19 protein-coding genes, 5 pseudogenes and 1 riboswitch are annotated in these 22,808 nt (G+C 53.3%); of the genes and pseudogenes, 18 read left to right on the top strand and 6 right to left on the bottom strand.

What is annotated here, in order from left to right:
- Positions 1 to 4: 4 nt before the first annotated feature.
- Together GS3922_RS11620 and GS3922_RS11615 are read right to left on the bottom strand one after the other, a co-directional pair.
- A complete protein-coding gene (locus GS3922_RS11620; RefSeq protein ID WP_020959095.1) occupies positions 5 to 2,023 on the bottom strand; it encodes a S9 family peptidase in 2,019 nt (672 codons plus the stop codon).
- A gap of 118 nt (positions 2,024 to 2,141) precedes the next feature.
- Positions 2,142 to 3,509 carry an amino acid permease gene (locus GS3922_RS11615; protein WP_417935472.1) on the bottom strand — a complete coding sequence of 456 codons (1,368 nt, stop codon included), beginning with the start codon at positions 3,507 to 3,509 and terminating at the stop codon, positions 2,142 to 2,144.
- A gap of 145 nt (positions 3,510 to 3,654) precedes the next feature.
- Positions 3,655 to 3,833, bottom strand: a riboswitch (Lysine riboswitch).
- Positions 3,834 to 4,182: 349 nt separating this feature from the next.
- Between GS3922_RS11615 and GS3922_RS11610 the strand changes: the two genes are divergently transcribed.
- The 6 genes and pseudogenes from GS3922_RS11610 (at position 4,183) to GS3922_RS11590 (ending at position 9,295) form a co-directional block, all read left to right on the top strand.
- Positions 4,183 to 5,877, top strand: coding sequence for a M3 family oligoendopeptidase (locus tag GS3922_RS11610; protein WP_063167398.1), 1,695 nt, complete (start codon positions 4,183 to 4,185; stop codon positions 5,875 to 5,877).
- Positions 5,878 to 6,097: 220 nt separating this feature from the next.
- Complete coding sequence (locus GS3922_RS11605) at positions 6,098 to 6,613, top strand: GNAT family N-acetyltransferase (protein WP_063166499.1); 516 nt, start codon at positions 6,098 to 6,100, stop codon at positions 6,611 to 6,613.
- A 137-nt stretch (positions 6,614 to 6,750) separates the two neighbouring features.
- A complete protein-coding gene (locus GS3922_RS11600; RefSeq protein ID WP_063166498.1) occupies positions 6,751 to 7,956 on the top strand; it encodes a YhgE/Pip domain-containing protein in 1,206 nt (401 codons plus the stop codon).
- A gap of 24 nt (positions 7,957 to 7,980) precedes the next feature.
- Positions 7,981 to 8,160: pseudogene (locus tag GS3922_RS17315) on the top strand (ATP-binding cassette domain-containing protein); the annotation flags it as partial.
- Positions 8,160 to 8,630 (top strand): annotated as a pseudogene (locus tag GS3922_RS11595) (ABC transporter permease); the annotation flags it as partial. The pseudogenes GS3922_RS17315 and GS3922_RS11595, both read left to right, overlap by 1 nt.
- An 11-nt stretch (positions 8,631 to 8,641) precedes the next feature.
- Complete coding sequence (locus GS3922_RS11590; RefSeq protein WP_063166497.1) at positions 8,642 to 9,295, top strand: TetR/AcrR family transcriptional regulator; 654 nt, start codon at positions 8,642 to 8,644, stop codon at positions 9,293 to 9,295.
- Positions 9,296 to 9,322: 27 nt separating this feature from the next.
- On the opposite strand, the gene hepT is transcribed toward GS3922_RS11590, so the two are convergent.
- Positions 9,323 to 9,742, bottom strand: a complete 420-nt coding sequence (gene hepT, locus GS3922_RS11585) for a type VII toxin-antitoxin system HepT family RNase toxin (protein ID WP_063166496.1) — start codon at positions 9,740 to 9,742, stop codon at positions 9,323 to 9,325.
- Positions 9,732 to 10,127 carry a type VII toxin-antitoxin system MntA family adenylyltransferase antitoxin gene (gene mntA, locus GS3922_RS11580; protein ID WP_063167397.1) on the bottom strand — a complete coding sequence of 132 codons (396 nt, stop codon included), beginning with the start codon at positions 10,125 to 10,127 and terminating at the stop codon, positions 9,732 to 9,734. The genes hepT and mntA overlap by 11 nt, the downstream gene beginning before the upstream one ends.
- 62 nt (positions 10,128 to 10,189) lie before the next feature.
- Between mntA and GS3922_RS17895 the strand changes: the two genes are divergently transcribed.
- The 9 genes and pseudogenes from GS3922_RS17895 (at position 10,190) to larC2 (ending at position 14,827) form a co-directional block, all read left to right on the top strand.
- Positions 10,190 to 10,348, top strand: coding sequence for a hypothetical protein (locus GS3922_RS17895; RefSeq protein ID WP_156487387.1), 159 nt, complete (start codon positions 10,190 to 10,192; stop codon positions 10,346 to 10,348).
- Positions 10,326 to 10,553 (top strand): annotated as a pseudogene (locus tag GS3922_RS11570) (glycoside hydrolase family 2 TIM barrel-domain containing protein); the annotation flags it as partial. The gene GS3922_RS17895 and the pseudogene GS3922_RS11570, both read left to right, overlap by 23 nt.
- Before the next feature lie 56 nt (positions 10,554 to 10,609).
- Positions 10,610 to 10,822 (top strand): annotated as a pseudogene (locus tag GS3922_RS11565) (nickel pincer cofactor-dependent isomerase, group 22); the annotation flags it as partial.
- A gap of 81 nt (positions 10,823 to 10,903) precedes the next feature.
- A pseudogene (locus GS3922_RS11560) lies at positions 10,904 to 11,397 on the top strand (SDR family oxidoreductase).
- Positions 11,398 to 11,424: 27 nt separating this feature from the next.
- A complete protein-coding gene (gene larE, locus GS3922_RS11555) occupies positions 11,425 to 12,228 on the top strand; it encodes an ATP-dependent sacrificial sulfur transferase LarE (RefSeq protein ID WP_063166491.1) in 804 nt (267 codons plus the stop codon).
- A 147-nt stretch (positions 12,229 to 12,375) separates the two neighbouring features.
- A complete protein-coding gene (locus GS3922_RS11550; protein ID WP_063166490.1) occupies positions 12,376 to 12,645 on the top strand; it encodes an FGGY family carbohydrate kinase in 270 nt (89 codons plus the stop codon).
- A 4-nt stretch (positions 12,646 to 12,649) separates the two neighbouring features.
- Complete coding sequence (gene larB / locus GS3922_RS11545) at positions 12,650 to 13,399, top strand: nickel pincer cofactor biosynthesis protein LarB (protein WP_063167396.1); 750 nt, start codon at positions 12,650 to 12,652, stop codon at positions 13,397 to 13,399.
- A gap of 5 nt (positions 13,400 to 13,404) precedes the next feature.
- On the top strand, positions 13,405 to 14,319 hold the full coding sequence (gene larC / locus GS3922_RS18260; protein WP_063166489.1) for a nickel pincer cofactor biosynthesis protein LarC: 915 nt from the start codon (positions 13,405 to 13,407) through the stop codon (positions 14,317 to 14,319).
- A 25-nt stretch (positions 14,320 to 14,344) separates the two neighbouring features.
- Entirely contained in the window at positions 14,345 to 14,827 is a 483-nt protein-coding gene (larC2, locus tag GS3922_RS18255) for a nickel pincer cofactor biosynthesis protein LarC2 (RefSeq protein ID WP_020959115.1), read from the top strand.
- Between the two features lie 281 nt (positions 14,828 to 15,108).
- Here larC2 and GS3922_RS11525 read toward each other — a convergent pair whose 3' ends face one another.
- Complete coding sequence (locus tag GS3922_RS11525; protein ID WP_063166487.1) at positions 15,109 to 17,244, bottom strand: ATP-dependent Clp protease ATP-binding subunit; 2,136 nt, start codon at positions 17,242 to 17,244, stop codon at positions 15,109 to 15,111.
- A 279-nt stretch (positions 17,245 to 17,523) separates the two neighbouring features.
- Between GS3922_RS11525 and GS3922_RS11520 the strand changes: the two genes are divergently transcribed.
- Positions 17,524 to 18,267, top strand: coding sequence for a FixH family protein (locus GS3922_RS11520; RefSeq protein ID WP_063166486.1), 744 nt, complete (start codon positions 17,524 to 17,526; stop codon positions 18,265 to 18,267).
- Between the two features lie 110 nt (positions 18,268 to 18,377).
- Positions 18,378 to 19,415 (top strand): YkvI family membrane protein, encoded by a 1,038-nt coding sequence (locus tag GS3922_RS11515; RefSeq protein ID WP_063166485.1) that lies wholly within the window; start codon positions 18,378 to 18,380, stop codon positions 19,413 to 19,415.
- A gap of 126 nt (positions 19,416 to 19,541) precedes the next feature.
- On the opposite strand, the gene GS3922_RS11510 is transcribed toward GS3922_RS11515, so the two are convergent.
- Positions 19,542 to 21,152 carry a methyl-accepting chemotaxis protein gene (locus GS3922_RS11510; RefSeq protein WP_063166484.1) on the bottom strand — a complete coding sequence of 537 codons (1,611 nt, stop codon included), beginning with the start codon at positions 21,150 to 21,152 and terminating at the stop codon, positions 19,542 to 19,544.
- Between the two features lie 141 nt (positions 21,153 to 21,293).
- Between GS3922_RS11510 and GS3922_RS11505 the strand changes: the two genes are divergently transcribed.
- A complete protein-coding gene (locus GS3922_RS11505) occupies positions 21,294 to 22,805 on the top strand; it encodes a spore germination protein (RefSeq protein ID WP_082816561.1) in 1,512 nt (503 codons plus the stop codon).
- Positions 22,806 to 22,808: the final 3 nt, after the last annotated feature.

The raw sequence follows: 22,808 nt of genomic DNA, 5'->3' as shown, positions 1-22,808 counted from the left end.
CAAATTAATCCAGTGGTCCTTTCAAATAATGATCAAACCAACCGACGATTTGGCGAAGCCGTTCGAGGCGAAGTGCCGGGTTGCCGGTGCGCGACAAATCGTGATTGGCATCGGGGAAGCGGACAAGTTTCGTTTCCCGCCCGAGTTGTTTCAATGCGATAAACAACTGTTCCGCCTGCTCGATCGGGCAGCGATAGTCATGCTCGCTATGCAAAATTAAGAGCGGCGTGCGCACATGTTGGACGTATTTGAGCGGCGAATGATGCCAAAGCCGCTCGGCGTCTTCCCAGACGTCGCACCCAACTTCCCATTTCGTGAAAAAGTAGCCGATGTCGCTCACGCCGGCGAAGCTGAGCCAGTTGGAAATCGAGCGCTGGGTGACGGCGGCTCGGAAGCGGTCGGTGTGCCCGACGATCCAGTTCGTCATAAATCCGCCGTAGCTGCCGCCGGTAACGCCAAGACGTGTCTCGTCAATAAAGGCGAACTGCTTGATGGCGGCGTCGACGCCGGCCATAATGTCTTCATAATCCATGCCGCCGTAATCGCCGCGCACTGCATTGACAAACGGTTGGCCGTATCCATGGCTTCCGCGCGGATTCGTAAACAGCACAGCATAGCCGGAAGAAGCGAGCAGCTGAAATTCATGGAAAAACGTAAATCCGTACATTGTATGCGGGCCGCCATGAATTTCGACGATAAGCGGTGCTTTTTCTCCGCCGCCAAGCCCGGGCGGCTTCATGACCCAACCTTGAATGTCCGAACCGTCTGTTGATTGGTAGGTAAACGGTTCGGCATCAGCGAGCGCGACTTCGTTCTCGAGCGCTTCATTGACCGTGGTGAGCCGCGTTTTTGCGCCGCTTTCAAGTGAGATGGCATATAAATCCCCAATCACTGTCGGCTCGCTAATCGCGGCAACGGCCTGCTGTTCGTTCGGATGGATGGCGAGGCCGTATACATGGAAGTCCCCTTCGATGATCGGAACGACGGGTCCGTCAAGCGGGATGAAAAATACGTTGACGCGTCCGCGCTCCGAGGCGGTGACGTATACACCGGTTCCGTCATGTTTCCAAACCGGGCCTGGGCCTTTTGCATCGGCGTGTGTATCGCCGACCATCGCATCGCCGAGATGAACGTCCCAATCGGCGGTCAGCACCCGCTTCGTTTGACGTTCTAGTTCAAAGACGTAGAGACGGTGAATGGTCGCTCCGAGATAAGCGAGATCATGGCCGATGGCCGCGAGCTTCATTCCGTCCGGCGACCAGGCGAGCGAGGCGAATGTGCCGCATCCGTTCGTCAAGTTCGTTTCTGTTTTTTTCTCGAGATCGAGCAAAATGATGTCGCGCGTAAACATGGTGTCAGGATCATTGTTCCGATTGGCGACAAAGGCGAGCGTCTGCCCGTTTGGCGAAACGGCAAATGAGCCGATTTCTTCCTCGAGGTTTGTCAACGCTTCCGCTTTTCCTGACGTTGCATCGATGCGCACGAGCACCGCCTGTTTGCCGTCAAGAAAACCCGATGCGTCTGATTTGTAGTAGAGCCGCTCCACCACGCGCGGTTTCAGGTCAGCCGGCTTCGTTTCCTTTTTTTCCGGCTCTTCCCGGTCGTCGATCGTTTCGTTGTCGCCAAGCGTTGTCAAAGCGATGAGAAACGCCCCGTCCGGCGTCCAAACGTAATCGCGCACCCCGTTTTTGAAAAACGTCAGCTGGCGCGCTTCGCCGCCGTCAGCCGGCAACAGCCAAAGCTGTGTGCGCCCGGAGCGGTCGGACAAAAACGCGATCGTTTTGCTGTCCGGGGAAAAGCGCGGCCTCGTGTCGCGCCAGCGGCCGAACGTCCACTGGCGGACGGCGCCGCCTTCGGTCCATATGTATAGATGGGAACGGTATTGTTTTTCCTCATCGATCGATTTTTGCACGAACACGCCGCGCGTTCCGTCCGGCGCGTAGTGCGGATCGCGCACCGAGCGGAGGCGAAGCAGATCTTCTACAGTCATGCCGCGGTGTTTCAGCGGTTGTCCATTGTTCATGAGCGACCTCCTCTTTCCATAAAGTAAAGTTAGGATAGTATCTTATTTCGTGTTTCGAAAGAAAAATCCTGCCGGCAATAAAAAAACGAACGTCCCGTTGAAGGACGTTCGGTGTTTGTTACGCTGATAATTTTTCTTTTTCGTTTGTTTGCTGCGCCGCTTTTTTCACTTGCGGGTAGAAGATCACGCCGCTGGCCAGCAAGGCGACGCCGAGCAGGAACGTTTTCATGTCCGCTGTGCCAGCGATGACGACCCAGACGGAGTAGACGGTCGCCAAAGCAGCGATCACGCCGTCAGCCAGCCGTCCGTGCGCTGCCCCATACGTTTCCCCGGTGAGCACGAGTTTCAGCTGGAAGACAGAGGCGATCAAATACGGAACGAGATAGGCGAGCGTAGCGATGTAAATGACAAAGTCGAACGCTGCCGCCATCGAATGGGAAATGGTCGAGAAAATGAACAGCTGGGCCAATGCATTCGATAGCGTCAACGAGAAGCTTGGCACGTTTTTCTTGTTTTCTTTCAAAAAGGCCGGCAGAAACAGCCCTTGTTTCGCCGCCTGGTACGGCACTTCTGCGCTCAACAAAATCCAGCCGAGCGTCGAACCGAGCAAGCTGATGAGACCAAGACCAGCAAGCACGTAGCCGCCGCCCGGGCCGACGATGGCGACAATGGCATCAACGAGCGGCTTCTCCGATTGAATGAGCTTGTCTTGCGGCAAGACGCCCATTACCAAAAAGCTGATGCCAATATAAATGGCCAAAGCGATCAAAAGACCGGCGATCGTCGCCCGCTTCACATCCGCCTGTTTGCGCGCCCGCGAAGCGAACACCATCGCCGATTCAACACCGACAAACGCCCAAAGCGTCGCTAACGCGGCGTTGTTAATTTGTCCAAGCAGGCCGAGCGGCTGTCCGTCTCCGTCATAACGCGGGGCATCAAGCGGACCGACGATCGCTCTGTCAAAAGCGAATAAGGCAATGACAATAAACAGGAAAAAGCCGAGCACTTTCGCCGCTGTCGCCGCGAAATTCAACTTGCCGGCATCTTCTACGCCGCGCAAAATAATGGCGTGCATCACCCAAAGAAGCGCCGTGCAGACGAGAAAGGTAAGCAAATTCCCAAGCTTTAGCGTAAACGAGCCCATCGTGAGAACGGTTTTGTCGCTCGTTAATACAGGGAAAAATGTCGACAAGTAGCTCGCAAACGTCGTGATGATGGCGACATTGCCGGCAAAGTTGCCGACCCAATAGCCCCACGACGACATAAAACCGGATAAAATCGACAAGTTCGAACCTTTCGGAAACAGCTCCTTCGCGTAAATTTGCGGCCCGCCGCCCAAGTTCGGCTTGCGGATCGCCAAGTTGCCAAACACAAGCGCCGTCATTAACACGCCGACGCCGGTCAATAGCCAGGCGAACATGACGCCAATCGGGTTCGCCGCCTCTGCCAATGAGCGCGGCAGCATAAAAATGCCGGATCCGACCATATTGCCAACGACTAACGCCGTTAACACCCAAAATCCGAGTTGCCGGTTGTTATTCAAGATGGAAAACTCCTTTCTTCACCAAAGATAAACAATAAAAAAGCACCCTTATCGTTTCAACGGGTGCATGACACATCCGCATCCAACTGAATGCGATAGCGCTCCATCGCCTTAGAACGATGGCAGTCCTGCGTCTGTTCGGCCGCAGGCCCAGCTTGCGCCGCCGGAGCGCGCCGCAAACTTCGGCGATGAATCCTTTCATTCCGCTTCATCAGCGCTCCGGCCTCAGCGAAACTACTTTTACCCATCGCAACCTCTATCCCATTGAAGTGGAGAGGGGGATATCGTTGCCGACATTATCTTACCCGATTCGACAAAAAACGTCAATATATTTTTCTGAAATAAGGTTAAGCGTGTAGGTCTTCCGTCTGTTGCCGCGACCTCCGGGCGTGCGAAAAAAATTGGCGATCGTTATGTTTTTGGAGAAAATAACGTAGCATTTGGACGGCGACAGCATAGTTGCCTCACTTCTGAAACATGCAATAAAATGGAATTATATTCAGAAAGTTGGCAATGAGAAGGATTTTTGCGACAAACGGCGAATAAGCAATTGGTTGAAGCAAAAGAAGAAATTGCCGCCGTGTTTGGCGAAAAAATAAAGAAAGAAGGGATTGGCTTGAAATTTTCCGCATTTCATTATGAGCGGCCCGACATGGATCAGCTGCAGGCATCGTTTCAGGAGGCGCTCGATGCGTTCCGCCGCGCCGGGAGCGCTGCCGGGCAGCACGAGGCGATGAAACGGGTCAACGAACTGCGCCGCCGCTACAGCACGATGGCGAACCTTTGTCATATCCGCCATACGATCGATACAAACGATGAGTTCTATAAGAAAGAACAAGACTTTTTTGATGAAACGGAACCGGTCGTCAAAGGGCTCATCAACGATTATTACCGCGCCCTTGTCGAGTCGCCGTTTCGCGCTGAGCTCGAAAAAACGTGGGGCGCGCAGCTGTTTGCCTTAGCGGAAACGCAGCTGAAAACGTACGCTCCGGCAGTGATGGAAGACTTGCAAAAAGAAAACAAGCTGGCGAGCGAATATACGAAGCTCATCGCATCGGCAAAAATCATGTTTGAAGGCGAAGAGCGGACGCTTGCCCAGCTGCAGCCGTTCGTCGAATCGCCGGATCGCTCGATGCGCAAACGGGCGAGCGAAGCAAGGTTTTCGTTTTTCACCGATCATGAAAAAGAGCTTGATGAGCTGTACGATGAGCTCGTCCATGTCCGCACGGCGATCGCCGAGAAGCTGGGGTTCAAAAATTTTGTCGAGCTCGGTTATGCCCGTTTAGGCCGGACCGATTACAATGCCGAGATGGTTGCCAACTTCCGCCGGCAAGTGAAAACGCACATCGTCCCGCTCGCCGCCAAGCTGCGCGAGCGCCAGCGGCAGCGGATTCAGGTCGACCGGCTTACGTATTATGATGAGCCGTTCATGTTCCCAAGCGGCAACCCGGCGCCAAAAGGGGACGCCGCTTGGATCGTCGACAACGGCCGGCGCATGTATGAAGAGCTGTCGCCGGAAACCGGCGCGTTTTTCCGCTATATGGTCGAACACGAATTGATGGACCTCGTCGCCAAAAAAGGGAAGGCGGGCGGCGGCTATTGCACGTATATCGATGATTACAAGGCGCCGTTTATTTTCTCGAACTTTACCGGCACATCCGGCGACATTGACGTATTGACCCATGAAGCCGGACATGCGTTCCAAGTGTATGAAAGCCGTCATTACGACATTCCGGAATACAACTGGCCGACGCTTGAGGCGTGTGAAATCCATTCGATGAGCATGGAGTTTTTCACCTGGCCGTGGATGGAGCTGTTTTTCGCCGACGACGCCGACAAATACCGGTTCGCCCATTTGAGCGACGCGCTCTTGTTTTTGCCGTACGGCGTGGCGGTCGATGAATTTCAGCACGCGGTCTACGAGAACCCGGATATGACGCCGGCCGAGCGGAAGAAAACATGGCGTGACATTGAGAACGTGTATTTGCCGACAAGGGATTACGACGGCCACGATTACCTTGAACGGGGCGGCTTTTGGCAGCGGCAAGGGCATATTTACACCGACCCGTTTTATTACATTGACTACACGCTTGCGCAAGTGTGCGCGTTCCAGTTTTGGAAGCGGGCGCAAGACGACCGGGCTGCGGCGTGGCGCGACTATGTGGCGCTTTGCCGATTGGGCGGCAGCCGGCCGTTTACCGAGCTCGTCCAATGCGCCAACCTCCAGTCGCCGTTTGCCGACGGGGCGGTCGCTTCAGTCGCCGGCCATATCGAACGGTGGCTGGACAGTGTCGATGACAAAGCCTTGTAAAAAGAAGCAAAGAAGGCGGGCGGGAACAGCACCGCCCTGCTTTTCTTTATCATCTCGCGCCGAGAAGACCCCCACTTCCACGTGTTGGGCGGGGATGGCTTGGTTGACAGCCTGCTGTGGGGCGGGTGTTTCCAACAATCTCTCACCTCAAAGCTCAAGCGTAGGTGGGAGAGCGTTCAATTTGAAAACTTCTATCAAACTGGGGAAAAGGGGGAAAACGATGATCCGTAAAGCCACATGGGTCGACGCACTGGCCATCGCTTCGGTCCACGTCGAAAGTTGGAAGACGACGTATAGCGGCATCGTGCCGGACGCGTACTTGGAGACGTTGGCAGTGGAAGAAAAACAAGCGTTATGGGAGAAGGGGCTCAGCCAAGCGGACCATTCCGTGTTTGTCGCCGAGGAACACGGGCGCGTCGTTGGATTCATCTCCGGCGGACGAAACCGGGCGAGCGACGGCCCAGCGGCCCGATATGACGGGGAGCTGTACGCGGTGTATTTGCTCAAAGAGGCCCAAGGAAAAGGATGGGGACGGCGGCTTGTGCAAGCCTTGGCCCGCGACTTGGCGCAAAAAGGCATTCATTCGCTCGTCGTCTGGGTGCTTGCCGCCAATCCGTCGCGCGGTTTCTACGAACGGCTTGGCGGTGAAAAACTGGCCGAGGAAAGGGTGGAAATCGGCGGAACAGTGTTATCGGAGTGGTGCTACGGCTGGCAAGACATTCAAACGATGAACTAGGAAGGGGCTGCCGACAGTTCGGCAGCTCAAAAAATTTGTTTTGCGAGTGATTACTCACTTTAAAAACACGTTTGTCCTGTTTTATACTTTTTGTGAGTGATTACTCACTATTTTATTTCAAGAAGGAGGAAAGGTGCATGAGCATTTTGAGAAGTAAGTGGGTGGCCTTGTCGCCTGTCATGGTGGCCATTGTAGTATTGATTTTCTCTCTTGTTCTTGTTCCAACCGTGCATCCGAAGCCGCAAAAGCTTCCCGTTGCGTTTGTCAACGAGGACGAAGGGGTGCAATTGCCGAATCAGCCCCCGATCAACATGGGGAAGAACATTGAACAAGCCATCCAAAACATGGCGAAATCGAATGCAGCTGGAAAGGATCACCCCCCAATTGATTGGATGCAAGTTGACAGCGAGAACAAAGCGAAAAAAGGAATGGATAAGCAACACTATTATGGCGCTCTCATCATTCCAAAAGATTTCAGCAAGAAAGTAGCGTCCCTGCAGACGCCCCGTCCTTCTGCCCCAAAAGTGAAAATCGTCGTCAATCAAGGAATGAATGCCGCAGCGTCTGCCATCGTGCAGCAAATCTTGAATCAAGCGGCGGACCATATCAATGCCAACGTGCGCCAACAATTGTTGCAAGCGATGGCTAAAAAAGGGGGAATGGTGACGGTTGAACAGGCTGCTCTTCTCGCCTCGCCTGTTGAGAAAGAGACGGCCGTCATTCACGCGGTCGGCACACACAGCGCCAACGGCAATGCGCCTGTTTCGTTCGTTCAGCCGATTTGGGTGGCAAGCCTCGCTGCAGCGGCGCTGCTACATTTAGCGATGGATCGACGCGCGTTTGCCCATCGACGCGAGAAGCTAGCTGCACAGGTGATGAAAACGGTTGTTGGGCTGCTGCTGGCGCTGATCGCAGGATTTGGACTTATCGGGATGGCGGATGCGATCGGATTTCATATCCCTTCATTTATAGATATGGCGCTGTTTGTTTCCCTTGCCTTTTTTAGCTTTTTTGCCATTGAAAGCGCCGTGTTCGCTTGGATTGGGTTAAAAGGGATCCTGATTTTTATTCTTCTTTTGTTCTTCGGCGCTCCACTGCTTTCCATGGCGCCGGAATTGATGACATCATTTTACCGCGATTGGGTTTATTCATGGCTGCCGCAGCGCTTCATGGTCGAGGGGCTTCGGGAACTCTTTTTCTTTGATCCGACATTTCAATGGAACGAACCCGTTTCCGTCTTATGTTGGCTGGCGTTTGTCGGGGTTGTTCTCGTCATCGTTTCGGCATTCAAGAAACGTATGGTTCAGGAATCGGAGGAATCCGGCAAACTGGTGACGTCATGATGAGGTGTAAAGGGGGAATGAACAATGCGCACTCATCCACCTATTCAAGTCGAGCGTGTTTCCAAGCGGTTTGGAAAAAAAGTAGTCATCGACGATGTGTCGTTGGAAGTCCAGACGGGGGAAATATTCGGCCTGCTCGGCCCGTCGGGGGCGGGCAAGACGACGTTGGTGCGCATGATCGCCGGCATTGATCAAGCGAGTGAATTCGGCGCTGGGAAATGGTCGCCGGCTACATGGTCGGGTTCGGGCTGTTTACGACGATTCAAGCAAGCTTAATTTCATGGTTTGCTATTGATGTGCTCGACATGATGATGGAGGGTTCGTTCGGGTATGTGCTGCTCATTACGTTTTTGCTGGCGATGACGGCGCTGGCGCTCGGGATGCTGCTGTCGGCGTTTGCCAACAACGAGCTGCAAATGGTGCAGTTTATCCCGCTTGTCGTCGTGCCGCAAGTGTTTTTCTCCGGCTTGTTCAATCTTGACACGATGGAACAATGGCTGCGTTCGCTGAGCGTCGTCATGCCGCTCAACTACGGGGCGGATGCGCTGCGCGATATTATGGTGCGCGGAGAGGGGTGGAGCGCTATCGCTGTTGACGTATACGTGCTGCTTGGTTTCACGCTGCTGTTTATGGTACTAAATGTAGTAACGCTGAAAAAATATCGCAAGCTGTAAGGGGTAGAGCAATGAGCGAGCATTCATGGATTCAGGAATTGCTGCAAATCGGCGGCAAGGACGGGAAGTTCAGTGAAAAACAGCTGAAAATTTTGGAAGCGGCGGTGGAAATGTTTGCTGAAAAAGGCTATGCGGCGACTTCCACGAGTGAAATCGCCAAAAAGGCCGGGGTGGCGGAAGGGACGATCTTCCGCCACTATAAGACGAAAAAAGACTTATTGTTGGCGATCGTCACGCCGACATTGTTTCAGTCCGTCGCCCCGTTTTTGGCGAAAGAGTTTGTTCGCGAAGTGTTTGACAACGAATATGAGACGTACGAACAGTTTTTGCGCGCGGTGCTCGCTAACCGCTACGCGTTTGTGAAAACGTATTTGCCGGCGATTCGCGTGCTCTGGCAGGAGCTGGCCTTTCATTCCGAGATCAAACAGTGCTTTCAACGCGTGTTTGTCGAGCATGTGTATCCGAAATTCGCCCGCATTGCCCGCCACTTTCAAGAGAAAGGGGAGTTGGCCGAGCTGCCGGTCGATTCCGTCATCCGCCTGACGATCACATCGCTCGCCGGCTTTTTGGCCGCCCGCTTTCTCCTTTTGCCTGACCACCATTGGGACGATGAGGCGGAGATGGAGCGGACGATTCACGTATTGATGAACGGTCTGCGGCGCTAACCGGCCGGCTTCCGCGCAGGAGCCGGCCTAGTTGTTTTCTTTCGCATAACGGAGGATAGCTTCGGCAAACTGTTTGAAATCATCAAGATGGTGTTCAACGATGGCTTGCACGATGCCGAGGTTCAGTTGTTGGTAGTCGTGAACAGCGATGTTGCGGAATCCGATCATCGCCTTCATCTTTTTGCTTACGGAAGGGGAGATGACCCCATGTTCTTCGAGAAGAGCGAACGCATCGCGGCTATGCTGCGGCAATCCGAATTTTTGCTCGGCAACGATATGCATGGCCAAATCGATGCAGGCTTCGCACGCCCGCTGTAAATTCAGAACGATCGAATCTTGTTTTGTGTAATTTTGTAAATTTTTTGGATCGCCGTTATATTCTTCACGAATTCGTTTCAGGCAGCGTTCGATCACGCTGATCTTGTTTAAAATGACATCACTTTTCATATATGCTCCCGCTTTCCGTAATTTGTTTTAACACCGGCGCTCTTTCTTCGTTTAGTTTCACATACATTTTCAATGTTTTCATTTCGAACTCAGCCCGTTTCCGCTCGTCGCGGCAATCAATGGCTTTTCCCGTCGAGACGACTTGCGCTTGAAACACGGTGCTGGCTTGGCGCAAATCGACAAGATCGACATCTCGCCCTAACTTGTCAGCCAAATGCCCCGCGAGCCGAAACAGCTCATACGGATCATGCGGTTCGCCGTCGCTGACAAAGGCGATATCGACATCACTGTCCGGGCGCATCGCCCCACGGGCGGCTGAACCGAACAGATAAATGACGAACGGGTCAAGAACCGGACGGAGGGTCTGAATGATGACCGTCTCCATTTGGTTTGGCAATCACGGCACCCCCTTATGTTTTCCTCCATTATAGCAAAATGTTCTTGTTTTTGGCGAAAAGCGGGAAAAAGAAACTAAAAGGACTTGGCACGGTGGTGCGCAACAATCCGAACTTTGATTTTTTCAATTATGCCGGGCTGTACCGACCGGTGAAAATTTATACGACACCGCATGTTTACGTGCAAATGGGAATTGCTTCAAACGTTTGAACAACATAAGCAAGTGATCAAAGAGCTGATCGCCCGCGACAAGAATCACCCATCGGTCGTGATGTGGTCGATCGCCAACGAGCCGGCTTCAGAGGAAGAAGGGGCTTACGAATATTTCCAACCGCTTGTTGAACTGGCGAAACAGCTTGACCCGCAAAAGCGGCCGGTGACAATTGTCGTCCACCTTGGGGCCGCCCCAGAAACGGATCGCAAATGGTAAAATAAAAAGTGAAGATGACAGACGAAACGCCAGCGCATCCAGCAGGAAACGTTCCGGCGATGGCGAAAATGATGATAGAGAAAAAACCGGTGCTGTTCGGGGGGGCGACGATTGAAAATGCGTTTGACAAAGTGGCGGTCGTGGATGTGCTGACGCCAAAGGAAATCATTGAGAAGGAGCCGGAGCTGCAGAAAAAAGCGAAGCAGCTGCTGCCGCGTCTGTTTTTTGACCAAATTGACGTGCTTGTCATGAATATGGAAGTCGTTGCCGGTCCATATGAATGGGTGTTTGATAAACATGGACAATTATTTTAACAAGCAAAGGGAGAGGACAACATGGATCGCTTATTTGACTTGACAGGAAAAGTAGCTGTAGCCATCGGGAGAAATAGTGTATTAGGGTCAGCGATGGCCAAAGGATTGGCTGCATACGGAGCGAAGGTCGCCATTGTGGGGCGCAATTTGGACAAGGCGGAACAAGTCGCCGCAGACATCCGCCATCACGGCGGGACGGCTCAAGCGTTTCAAGCCGATGTCAGCGACCGCGCTTCGCTTTTGCAAGTGGCTGAGCGCATTGAGCAATGGGCAGAAGGCTGGGACATTTTGCTCAATACGCCATTATTCCTGGATTTTTCCCGGCTGAGCAAAACCGGAAAATATTGGATGATGAACGGGTTGAAGCGATTATGCGCCATACGCCGATGAAACGGTTCGGCGAGCCGGAAGAACTGCAAGGAGCGGCGGTATGGCTGGCATCCGACCGTGCTTCAAGCTTCGTCACCGGCGCGCTCATCCGCGTTGACGGCGGGTTTGGCGCCATGACGATTTAATGTAAAGTAGGCAGGGAGGTGAAGCCGATGCTTGAGCAAAAATATGAAAAGCTGCAGTCCATTCTTCGGGATATGGGATCAGTGGTGGTCGCGTTTTCCGGCGGGGTCGACAGCACGTTTTTGCTGAAAGCGGCGGTGGACACGCTCGGAGCAGATCATGTGCTGGCCGTCACCGCTGATTCAGAGACGTATCCGTCCAGCGAACTCGAGGAAGCAAAGCGGCTGGCGAAATGGATCGGGGCTCCGCATGAAATTATTGAAACGTCGGAACTGGCGATCCCGGGTTATGCGGAAAACTCGAAAAACCGCTGTTATTTTTGCAAAAGCAGTTTGTTTGACCATTTGATCCCCCTTATGGAGGCAAAAGGGTTTCAAAATGTCGTTTACGGTGTCATTGCCGATGACGCCAACGAATATCGGCCGGGAATGAAGGCGGCGAAAGAAAGAGGGGTGCGCGGCCCCCTTCAAGAGGCGAACTTATACAAAAAAGAAATTCGTGAACTCTCCCGCCGGCTCGGCTTGCCGACATGGGACAAACCGTCTTTTGCCTGTCTGTCGTCGCGCATTGCCTATGGCGAATCGATTACAGTGGAAAAATTGACGAGGGTGGAAAAAGCAGAACAATTTCTCAGACAGACGTTTCAGATTCGCCAAGTGCGGGTCCGCACTCACCAAGAGGTTGCAAGAATTGAAGTGGAGCCAAACGATATGGCGGTCATTTTGGCGCATCGCGACCGCATTGCGAAACAGCTGCAAACGTACGGCTATCAATATGTGACGCTCGATTTAGTCGGCTATCAGAGCGGAAGTATGAACAAAATGTTGCCGTAAGCGATCGATCAGCGAACGGGCCAGCATGTCGAAAGCAGGTTCTTAAGCGTAAAGATTTCTGACGTGTTTCTGTTCCGGAATTACTTTTTTCGAATCAATGGACTAGCGTTCGAAATGGTTGGTTGAATGCGAAAAAGGAGAGGCATCATGGCAAAAGAATATGTGATCGGGTTGGATCTTGGAACGACAAGTGTGAAAGCATGTGTGTTTCATAGGAGCGGCCAATTGATGGCCGAGGCTGAAAAAATGAATACGTTCCATTACCCGAAACAAGGGTGGGTGGAACAAGATGCGGCGGAAATTGAGCGTTCCGCGGTCTTGGCCGTGCGCGAAGCAATCGAACAAATAAAGAGGTTTATGAACGCTACGAGCGCCTTGTCCGCCATATGGCGAGCTACTTTCAAAAGGAATAGGTGATGTGATGCTCGAAGACATTTTGCGACAAGTACAAACAGGGGAACTGAGTGTCGAAGAGGCGAAGGAGCGGTTGAAGCCGTTTGACCGCTTAGGATTTGCCAACGTCGACCTTCATCGCCCGAAACGGCAAGGGTTTCCGGAAGTGGTGTTCGGGGAAGGAAAAACGGCAGACCAAATCATCGCCATTGTCCGAACACTAAAAGAACATGACGACCGCGTGCTCGTCACCCGCGTGACACAAGACAAAGCAGCGGCTGTGCGTGCGCTGTTTCCCGAGCTGGTGTATCATGATGTCGCGCGTCTGTTATATTGGAAAAAGGAACAGGCGAAAACGAAGGAAACGGATGCGTATATCGCTGTGATTTGTGCCGGCACGTCAGATCTCGGCGTCGCCGAGGAAGCGGCGATCACCGCCGAGATGTTCGACTGTGAAGTGCGGCGGTTTTACGATGTCGGCGTGGCGGGCATTCACCGGCTGTTTCACCATATCGAAGCCATTCGTGCGGCGACCGTTTCGATCGTCGTGGCCGGAATGGAAGGGGCGTTGCCAAGCGTCGTCAGCGGCCTTGTCTCCCACCCGGTGATCGCCGTGCCGACAAGCGTCGGCTATGGCGCCCACTTCCAAGGGTTATCGGCATTATTGACGATGTTGAATTCATGCGCGCCGGGCATTAGTGTCGTCAATATTGATAACGGATTTGGCGGCGGATATAGCGCTGCCTTAATTCACCGGCTCGCCTGCCAAAAGGGGTGAAACGAATGACGATAATCTATTTCGATTGTTTCTCGGGAATCAGCGGAGATATGGTGATCGGCGCGCTCATCGATGCCGGCGCCGACCCGAAGCTGCTCGAAGCAGAATTAAAGAAACTCCCGTTGGAAGAGGAATACACGTTAACATGGCGGAAGATCGTCAAAAACGGCATTACGTGCACAAAGTTTGATGTTGTCCTCAAGCATGATGACCATCATCGACATCACTCCGGCCATGATCATCGTGACCACCATCACGAGCACGCTCATGATGACGGACACCATCATCATCACGGGCACGGTCATGATGACAATCATCACCATCATCACGAACATGATCACGGCGATGGCCGTCATCTCGCACACACTCATGGCGGCAGCGATCATCATCATGGGCACGGCCACCATCACCGGTCATACAAAGAAATTGCGGGGATGATTGAAGCGTCTGAGTTAGCTGCGGAAGTCAAAGAAACGGCGTTGGCGATTTTCCGCCGCATCGGCGAGGCAGAAGGACGGATTCATCACGTTCCATTGGATGATGTTCATTTTCATGAAGTCGGAGCCGTCGATTCGATCATTGATATTGTCGGAACGGCGATTCTCATCCATCAGTTAGGGGCGGTGTCGATTCAGTCGTCTCCGATTCCCGTCGGGTCGGGTACGGTTCATATCGCACATGGCGAATACCCGGTGCCGGCTCCGGCGACGCTCGAACTGTTAAAAGGCGTCCCGATTGAACAGTCGGCGGTGAAAGGCGAGTTGACGACACCGACAGGGGCAGCGATTGTTTCCGTGCTGGCGGAGCGCTTTGGCCCGCTCCCGTCGATGAAAGTAACTGCCATCGGATATGGAGCTGGGACAAAAACGTTCCCGAACCGCCCGAATGTGCTGCGCGTAGTGATCGGTGAACAACGGTAGAGGTGTACGGAAGGGAGGACGAACGATGGGCGGCCATCCTCCTCATCATGAACATATTGACGAACAAATGGTCAAAATGGAAGTGAATCTTGATGACACGCCGGGGGAGTGGCTCGGCTACGTGATGGAGTTGTTGTTTGAGGCGGGGGCAAACGATGTGTTTTACACGCCGATTTATATGAAAAAGAATCGCCCCGGCGTTTTGCTGCAACTGTTATGTTCGCACGGGAAGCTTGAGGACATGAAAGAGATTTTGTTTCGTGAAACGACGACGCTGGGGGTGCGTTATTACCCGCTGACGGTGCATCGGCTCGAGCGGCGGTTTCGTGAGGTGGAAACGGAGTGGGGGACGGTGGCGGTAAAGGAAGGCATTTACCGCGGCCAAGTCGTCCAAAGAGCCCCGGAGTTTGAACAATGCAAAACGATCGCCCAGAGAAATGGCGTTCCGTTGAAAAACGTGTATGAACAAGTTTGGAAACAGCTGAATGAGAAACCGGAGAAAACCTAGGAGGACGATGATGAGCGGTTTGGCGCTTACTTTGTTATTTGGCCTTCTTTTCTCGGTTTGCCGTTTTTGTTCGCCCGCCCGAAACAAACGTTGTATCGCGCGCTTGTGCAGGTTGTTTCTGCCATCAGTCTCGTTTATGGCGTTTATTATCTCTATGAAGTCGGCCGGGAAGGCGGATTGTTTTAACCAAAAAAGGCTGCGCAACATCGGAGCGCAGCCTTTTTTTGATTCAAAAAACCGCCCCACCCCGAACACGGGGTGAGGCGGCATTCGTCAGACGGTTATGATGCGATTTCCGCCACAATGGCATCGCCTTTGACATCGATGCGGATCGCACGCACCGATTGATCGGCGTCAAGCAGGCAGTCGGCGATGTTGTCTTCAACATGTTCCTGGATGGCGCGGCGGAGCGGGCGGGCGCCGAAGGCCGGATGGTAGCCGAGCTCAGCCAGCTTTTCTTTCGCCGCTTCGGTCACGTCGAGTTCGATGCCTTGTTCGCGCATTGCCGTTTTGACCTCGGCAAGCATCAAGTCGACGATTTGAAGCAAGTGCGCTTTTTCAAGCGGCTTGAACTCGATGATGGCGTCGAAGCGGTTCAAAAATTCCGGCTTGAAGTAAGCGTTCAAGGAGTCGAGCACGCTTGATGCGCCACCGCTTTGTTTTTCAAAGCCGACGGTGATTTTTTTGTCGGTCACACCGGCGTTGCTTGTCGCGATGATGACGGTGTCTTTGAAGCTGACGGTGCGGCCTTGGCTGTCGGTTAAGCGGCCGTCTTCCAAAATTTGCAGGAAGATGTGCTGTACATCCGGGTGCGCTTTTTCAATCTCGTCGAGCAAGATGATGCTGTACGGATTGCGGCGCACTTTTTCCGTCAGCTGGCCGGCTTCTTCAAAGCCGACATAGCCCGGCGGCGAACCGATCAGCTTCGAGACCGAATGTTTCTCCATGTATTCGCTCATATCGAGGCGAATCATGGCGTCTTTTGTGCCAAACAGCTCTTCAGCGAGCGTTTTGGCGAGCTCCGTTTTCCCGACGCCGGTCGGGCCGACGAACAAGAACGAACCGATCGGGCGGTGTTTCGCTTTCAAGCCGGCGCGGCTGCGGCGGATCGCTTTGGCGACTTTTTTCACCGCTTCCGCTTGGCCGATCACTTTTTTCGCCAAGTTTTCTTCGAGATGTTTCATTTTTTCTTTTTCATCGGCTTGCAGTTTGCCGACTGGGATGCCGGTTTTCTCGGCAATGATTTGCTCGATGTCCGCCACATCGACTGTTGGGCGTTCTTGGGTGACGCCTTGCTCGAGTTGTTTCTCAAGCTTCAGCTCTTCAGCGCGCAGTTTCGCCGCCAATTCGTAGTTTTCTTCTTTCGCCGCTTGTTCTTTTTCTTTCGCGATTTGGATCAATCGCTCTTGCAGTTGCTTTTCATCGGTCGGGCCGAGGCGCAAGTTCGCTTTCGAGCCGGCCTCGTCAAGCAAGTCGATCGCCTTGTCCGGGAGGAAGCGGTCTTGAATGTAGCGGTGCGACAATTTCACGCACGCTTCGATCGCCTCGTCCGTATAGCGGACATGATGGAATTGTTCATATTTTGGCTGAATGCCTTTTAAGATGGCGATCGCTTCCTCAACGGTCGGCTCGTGGACGATGACCGGTTGGAAGCGGCGCTCAAGAGCCGCGTCTTTTTCAATTTGCCGGTATTCTTTGAGTGTCGTCGCCCCAACGACTTGCAGCTCGCCGCGGGCAAGCGCCGGTTTTAAAATGTTGCCCGCGTCCATCGAGCCTTCAGCGGCTCCAGCACCGACGAGCAGATGGATTTCGTCAATGAACAAGATGATGTTTTTCCGCTCTTGCAGTTCGGCGATGAGCCGTTTCATCCGCTCTTCAAACTGGCCGCGGATGCCGGTGTTGGCGACAAGCGAAGCGACGTCAAGCAAGTACACTTCTTTGTTCAACAGTTTTTCTGGCACTTGCCCTTCGGCAATTTTCAGCGCCAGCCCTTCAACGATGGCCGTTTTCCCGACGCCCGGCTCCCCGATCAACACCGGGTTGTTTTTGTTGCGGCGGTTTAAAATTTCCATGACGCGCGCAATTTCTTTGTCGCGGCCGATGACCGGATCGATCAAGCCCGCTTTGGCCATTTGCGTCAAGTTGCGGCCGAATTGATCCAAAAATCCACCGCCATGGCGCTGCGGGCGTTTGGCCGCCGTTTCCGGCGCGGCCGCTTGCGCGTTGGCCGCCGCCAAATGGCCAGCGAACCAGTCGTCAAACGAAAACGGCGAAAAGCCGAAGTTCATCGGAATGGACAGTTGTTGTTTTTGCTTTTCATAGCATTCATGGCACAGGTGAAGTTGTTGTTTTTCCTCGTTCCATTGCAAGTTGACAAACACTGTTGCTTCACGTTGTTGGCATGCTTGGCAACGCATAAGGCATACCTCCTTTTCCGCACCTTGACTTTGACTTTCTTTGACCTTCTGACTTTATTATAATTTGACCTTTTTTGACTTTCAAGTGTTTTTTACAAAAAAATTGTTATAACGATGAAATCTTTTTGGAAAAATGGTGAATACTAATGTAGGTGCAGGAAAACTATGATAAAGTGAAAAACAGAAAAAAGGCCGAAAACGCCTGCGGCTGGCGTTTGCAGCGGAGCGGTCGGAAACGATCTGTTATAAAGATTAGGAAAAAAGGAGACAGATAAAGAGATGAGGAGACGTTTGTTTTTAGCGATGATCGCCATGCTCGCTGGCATCGTCATCGCCGCTTGCTCGAACAACAACGAACAAGCGGAAACGCCGGCGATGCTTGAAGTGAAAATGGATGTGCCCGATCATATCGATGTGGACAAGCCGACGAAGCTCGCCTGTGTCGTGACCTACGGCGGCGAAAACGTCGATGATGCAAGCGAAGTGAAATTTGAAGTATGGAAGCATGGCGATGGCGACCGGCAAATGCTTGAAGCGAAGCATGATGGAAATGGACGCTATTCGGTGACGAAAACGTTCAAAGAAGCGGGAACGTATTCGGTTGTCGCCCATGTAACGGCGCGCGATATGCACAACATGCCGAAACAAGATGTCGTCGTCGGGAATCCGGAACAGGCCGCAGCTGAGGGCGTGATCTCGGATGGTCAAGCGAACAAGGAGGAAGGCCATCATCATGACGGCGGTGTCTCCATGTCGTTATCCTCTCATTCGTTCGAAGCGGGAAAACCGGTGACGTTAGGGGTGCGCATCACGAGAGACGGAAAGCCGATGACGGACGCCACCGTTCGTTTTGAAATTTGGCAGGCGGACAACAAGCATGAATTTATCGATGCGACGGAAAAAGGAAATGGCGAATATGAGGCAGCGGCCGCGTTCGCGAACAAAGGGACGTACTCGGTCAAAGTGCATGTCGAAGCGAGCGGGCTGCATGAACATCAAGTGGAACAAGTAACTGTCAATTAAGTGAAGGATGCCAAAGAAAGGCATCCTTTTTTCTTCCGTTTCGTCTTTCTTGTCCACGTTAGACATATATATGGAAATAAACAGCGGACAAGGGAGAAGGGGATGGCGCAATGAACGGAAAAGAATGGGGAGAGGCGTGGCAAATCGCCGCTGTCTATATTGGCACAGTCGTTGGCGCGGGATTTGCGACCGGAAGGGAAATTGTTGAATTTTTTACCCGCTACGGGGCAGTGGGGACAGTCGGCGTGGCCGTGAGCGGCTTTTTGTTTACATGGGGCGGAGCGCGCCTTATGGTGATGGCGCGCCGCATCGGAGCGGTGTCATACGATGAGTTGAATCGGTATTTATTCGGGAAAATGTTAAGCCCGTTCGTGACGCTTGTCATGACGGCGATGATCGCTGGGGTGACGGCGGTGATGATCGCCGGAGCGGGGGCGGTGTTTGAAGAACAGCTTGGTTGGACACGGCAGGCAGGGGTTGTGCTGACACTCGTCTTGGCGCTTATCATTATGTTGTTTGATCGCAAAGGGCTATTTGGCATCAACGTGTTTGTGGCGCCGATGATGGTGTTGTTTAGCGCGATCGCCTTCGTTAAGACGATGATGGCCGGGGAGCTGTGCCGGCCGGACATGGCAGCGGCGGACTATTCACTGAAGGCGGTGCTGTCGCCATTTTCGTATGCAGCGTTTAATTTGGCCATGGCCCAAGCTGTACTCGTTCCCCTTGCTTGTGAGGCAACAAACGAACGGGTGGTGAAGAGGGGGGCGTTGTTGGGCGGAACCGTGCTGACGATTTTGTTGCTGCTGAACCATACGGTGCTGTTGTCGTTTCCGCACAAGAACGGGTATGATATTCCGATGGCAGAGGTCGTCCATACGTTTTTTGCCGTTTTGTACTGGTTTTATGTCCTTGTCATTTACGGGGAAATTTTTACGTCAATTATCGGCGGGCTATTCGGACTCGAGCGCCAAGTGCGGGTTTGGGTGCCGCTTCGCGGAAAATGGCTCACTATGTTGCTTGTCGCGCTGTTTGCGACCGTAAGCTCGTTTCGTTACGGAGAACTGCTGTCGTTTATTTATCCGCTGTTTGGCTACATCAGTCTTGGATTGCTATGGCTTCTTTGGCGACGACAGTTGCCGCGGCAATAACTGAGCCCTTTCATCTCCCGCGCTCCTCTGTTTAGGGGCGGGAGGTGAAAGGGCTTGATGTTTTCGTCCTGCTTTTTTGACGGCAGGAGGTTGGCTGTGGATGGGAACATCCCGCACGAAGCGCTGTCATGAGCGAAAGCGGGCGATCATCGTTTCCAAATCGCGCGCCGCCGCAGCCAACGCATCCGCTTCACCGGCCAGCTCGTGAAGGGCGAGGGTTTGCCGCTCAAGCCCTGCTGCCGTTTCTTGCACCATGTCGGAAAAATCGGAAGCGACGGTGCGTACGCCGCCCATCAATTTGCCTAGCTCCTCACCGTCGGCGGTGATGGTGTTGACGTACTCTTCGTTTTGTTGAAGCAGATCGTTTAGCTGGGCGAACATGTCACCGAACGAGGAAAACGTCTCCCCTGTTTGCCAAAGGGAGTCTTTTGTTTTTTCAACGTGGCGGCCGCTTCCTTGAACCGACCGTACAGCTGCTTCGAGCGCGTTTGTCATGGCGTCGAGCGAGGCGAAAATTTTGGCGGCGAAGGTGTTCGTGTCTTCGGCGAGCGTCCGCACTTCTTGGGCGACGATCGAAAAGCCGCGGCCCGCCTCACCGGCGCGCGCCGCCTCAATCGAAGCGTTTAAGGCAAGCAAGTTCGTCTGCTTGGCGATCGTGCGAATGGCGGCAATCATTTCATGAACGCGCGCCGCCTCTTTTGCTGCTTTGTCAATGAGGGCGGTCGTCTCGCTGATGTCTTGCTGCATGGCGTCCATGTTCGCTTTCGTTTCATTCATCAGGCGAATGCCCTCGGCCGCTGACGACCACGCCTCGCCTGCTTGCCTCACGACGCGTTCGACCGCGGCGCGCATAAGCTGCACGCGTTCTACCATTTTTTGAATGACCTCATCCGCTTGTTCAACCGCCGCTGTTTGTTGTTTTGTCCCTTCGCGGAACGTTTCGACCGCGGTGGCGATTTCGTCAAACGACTCGGACAACCGCCGCACTTCTGTCTGCTGCTCTTGGCTGACATCGTGCACCGTTTTCGCTGCTTTCGCCAATCCGTCTATGATCGTGCGGATGCCGAGAATCATTTTATTGATTTCGTAGGCGATTTGATGGAATTCATCCCGTTTTTTGGCCGTCTTGACTTCCGTCTGCAGCTGGCCGGACGAGACAGTGCGGGCGACGCTGTACCAATGGCGCAGCTGTCCGGCAAGCGTTTGATGCCAGATGGCGCCAAGCCCAAGTCCGGCCGCCGCGGCAAGCAGCGCGGCAAAAACGGGCGATGCTCCCATAAGGGCGGCTGCTAGACTAACAGCTGCCGGCGCGATGGCGACGCTTGCTAACACCCATTGCAAATACGGGCGATGCATCAGCCGCCCCATCCGCAAATTGAACCGCCTTCCGCCTGGCTCCGTCCAAAACGGGCAGCTGGCGTCAATCAGCACCTCGCCCGTATCGCGTTCGTACACTTGCAAGAGCGGTTCATTCGTGCGGGCGGCAGCCAGCCCGACTGGGTCGGCAAACACCCTTCCCTCGCGGAGGCGGTTCGTATGGACAACTCCGTATCCGCTTTCATCGACAAGAACAAAATATTCATCATGGCCAAGCTGTTCATCCAACAAGGCGCGGATGCGGTCGAGCTGCTCTTCAAGCGGACGCGTTCGGTCGATCATCTTTCGCAGCGCTTCCGCCGTTTCTGTCACTTTTTTCAACGCTCGTTTCGACCGACGCTGTTTCGTCAGCTCACTCATTTACGATTCTCCTTTTTATTTTTTGTCTATTCACAATAATATATACAATATTCTGTCGAATCAATAGGGAATGCGAGGGATGCATAAAAATGCCCTTCTATTGGAAGACTATGCCGTAAACGGAAAGGCGAGGGGATGGCCGTGGGCTTTTTATCATTTTTTAAAAAGAAAAAGCGTTCTCCGCAGCCAACGATGCCGCAATTATGGGAAAAGCTCCGGCGGTCCAGCGATTTTGTCGAAGTGTCGTTTGCGGTTGGGGACAAGGAGCTGTCGATTTACTATTTTGATTCGCTCGTCGACCCGAAAGTGCTGCAGGAACATATCCTTTGTCATCTGCAAAATGATCTTTCCCGCCATCCGAATGTGCAGTTGGAAGATTTGCAGCAAATCGTGCCGATTCAGCGCATTGAGGTGAGTGAAGACACGGCACTGATTGAAGAGAAGGTGCTGAAAGGGTTTGTCGCGGTCACCTTCCGCGAGCAGCCAAACAAAGCGGCGCTCATGGGCGCCGCGGCTGAAAATTTGGGGCTTCGGGAAAACAATGATTCGGAAAACGAATTCAGCGTCGTCGGACCGAAAGTCGGATTTGTGGAAAACGTCGGGGTCAACTTGCATCTCATCCGCCGGCAAGTGGTGACGCCGAATCTTGTGTTTCGGGAAATGTCGATCGGTTCGATGTCGAAAACGAAAGTGGTCATCGCCTACATCGACGGTGTCGCTAATCCGGAAGTCATTCAAACGGTGACGCAGCGGCTTGAGTCCATTCATTTTGACGTCGTGTTTGACAACGCTATTTTGGATCAGCTTCTTGCGGACAATTCACGGACGCCGTTTCCTCTGTTTATCTCGACCGAGCGGATCGACCGGGCCATCTATGCGCTTGTGTCGGGTCAGGTGGCCATTTTTTGCGACGGCTCCCCGTATGCCGTGATTGGCCCCGCCGCTCTTTTCGATTTTTTTACGTCGCCGGAAGACTATTATTTGCCATGGGTGCTCGCCACGTTTTTCCGGCTCATCCGGTTTTTCGGCGTTGCGTTCTCGGTGTTAGCGTCGCCGATTTATGTCGCGGTGTTGACGTATCATTATGAAATGATCCCGGAAGACTTGCTTGGCCCGATCATTTATTCGCGTTCGAACGTCCCGTTTCCGCCGGTGCTCGAAGTGCTGTTTTTAGAGATTACGATTGAATTGCTGCGCGAGGCCGGGGCGCGGCTGCCGACGAAAGTCGCACAAACGCTCGGGATTGTCGGCGGGATTGTCATCGGGCAAGCAACCGTTGATGCCGGGCTGACGAGTACGATTTTGTTGATTGTCGTCGCGTTGGCGGCGCTCGCTTCGTTTACAACGCCGATTTTCAAAATGTCCAACACGATCCGGTTTATCCGGTTCCCATTTATTTTGTTTGCCGCTTTCTGGGGCGGGATCGGCATCATCTTTGCTGTCTGTGGACTGCTCATTCATTTAGGGCGGCTGCAGTCGTTTGGTTATCCGTATTTGCTGCCGTTTTATCCATTTCGTGTTCGCAGCTTCCGCGATACATTCATTCGTTCGCCATACAGTGAAACGGCGGAGCGGCCGATGTTTCTTCGTCCGCGGTCGCGGTTTCGTTACGATCCGAATGCGGCGAAGCAAAAACGCGATATTGATGAGTAAGGG

It is taken from the genome of Geobacillus subterraneus (assembly GCF_001618685.1).
GTDB lineage: Bacteria > Bacillota > Bacilli > Bacillales > Anoxybacillaceae > Geobacillus > Geobacillus subterraneus.
Note: the sequence above shows the minus strand (reverse complement) of the source record. Positions and strands in the feature narration are given on the sequence as shown.

Coding starts and splice junctions, on each gene's coding strand:
- GS3922_RS11620 (WP_020959095.1), bottom strand. CDS start 2,023: ATGAACAATGGACAACCGCTGAAACACCGCGGCATGACTGTAGAAGAT.
- GS3922_RS11600 (WP_063166498.1), top strand. CDS start 6,751: ATGAGCATTTTGAGAAGTAAGTGGGTGGCCTTGTCGCCTGTCATGGTG.
- larE (WP_063166491.1), top strand. CDS start 11,425: ATGCTTGAGCAAAAATATGAAAAGCTGCAGTCCATTCTTCGGGATATG.
- mntA (WP_063167397.1), bottom strand. CDS start 10,127: ATGGAGACGGTCATCATTCAGACCCTCCGTCCGGTTCTTGACCCGTTC.
- GS3922_RS11515 (WP_063166485.1), top strand. CDS start 18,378: ATGAACGGAAAAGAATGGGGAGAGGCGTGGCAAATCGCCGCTGTCTAT.
- larB (WP_063167396.1), top strand. CDS start 12,650: ATGCTCGAAGACATTTTGCGACAAGTACAAACAGGGGAACTGAGTGTC.
- GS3922_RS11615 (WP_417935472.1), bottom strand. CDS start 3,509: ATGGTCGGATCCGGCATTTTTATGCTGCCGCGCTCATTGGCAGAGGCG.
- larC (WP_063166489.1), top strand. CDS start 13,405: ATGACGATAATCTATTTCGATTGTTTCTCGGGAATCAGCGGAGATATG.
- GS3922_RS11525 (WP_063166487.1), bottom strand. CDS start 17,244: ATGCGTTGCCAAGCATGCCAACAACGTGAAGCAACAGTGTTTGTCAAC.
- GS3922_RS11550 (WP_063166490.1), top strand. CDS start 12,376: ATGGCAAAAGAATATGTGATCGGGTTGGATCTTGGAACGACAAGTGTG.
- GS3922_RS11590 (WP_063166497.1), top strand. CDS start 8,642: ATGAGCGAGCATTCATGGATTCAGGAATTGCTGCAAATCGGCGGCAAG.
- GS3922_RS11605 (WP_063166499.1), top strand. CDS start 6,098: ATGATCCGTAAAGCCACATGGGTCGACGCACTGGCCATCGCTTCGGTC.
- GS3922_RS11510 (WP_063166484.1), bottom strand. CDS start 21,152: ATGAGTGAGCTGACGAAACAGCGTCGGTCGAAACGAGCGTTGAAAAAA.
- hepT (WP_063166496.1), bottom strand. CDS start 9,742: ATGAAAAGTGATGTCATTTTAAACAAGATCAGCGTGATCGAACGCTGC.
- larC2 (WP_020959115.1), top strand. CDS start 14,345: ATGGGCGGCCATCCTCCTCATCATGAACATATTGACGAACAAATGGTC.
- GS3922_RS11520 (WP_063166486.1), top strand. CDS start 17,524: ATGAGGAGACGTTTGTTTTTAGCGATGATCGCCATGCTCGCTGGCATC.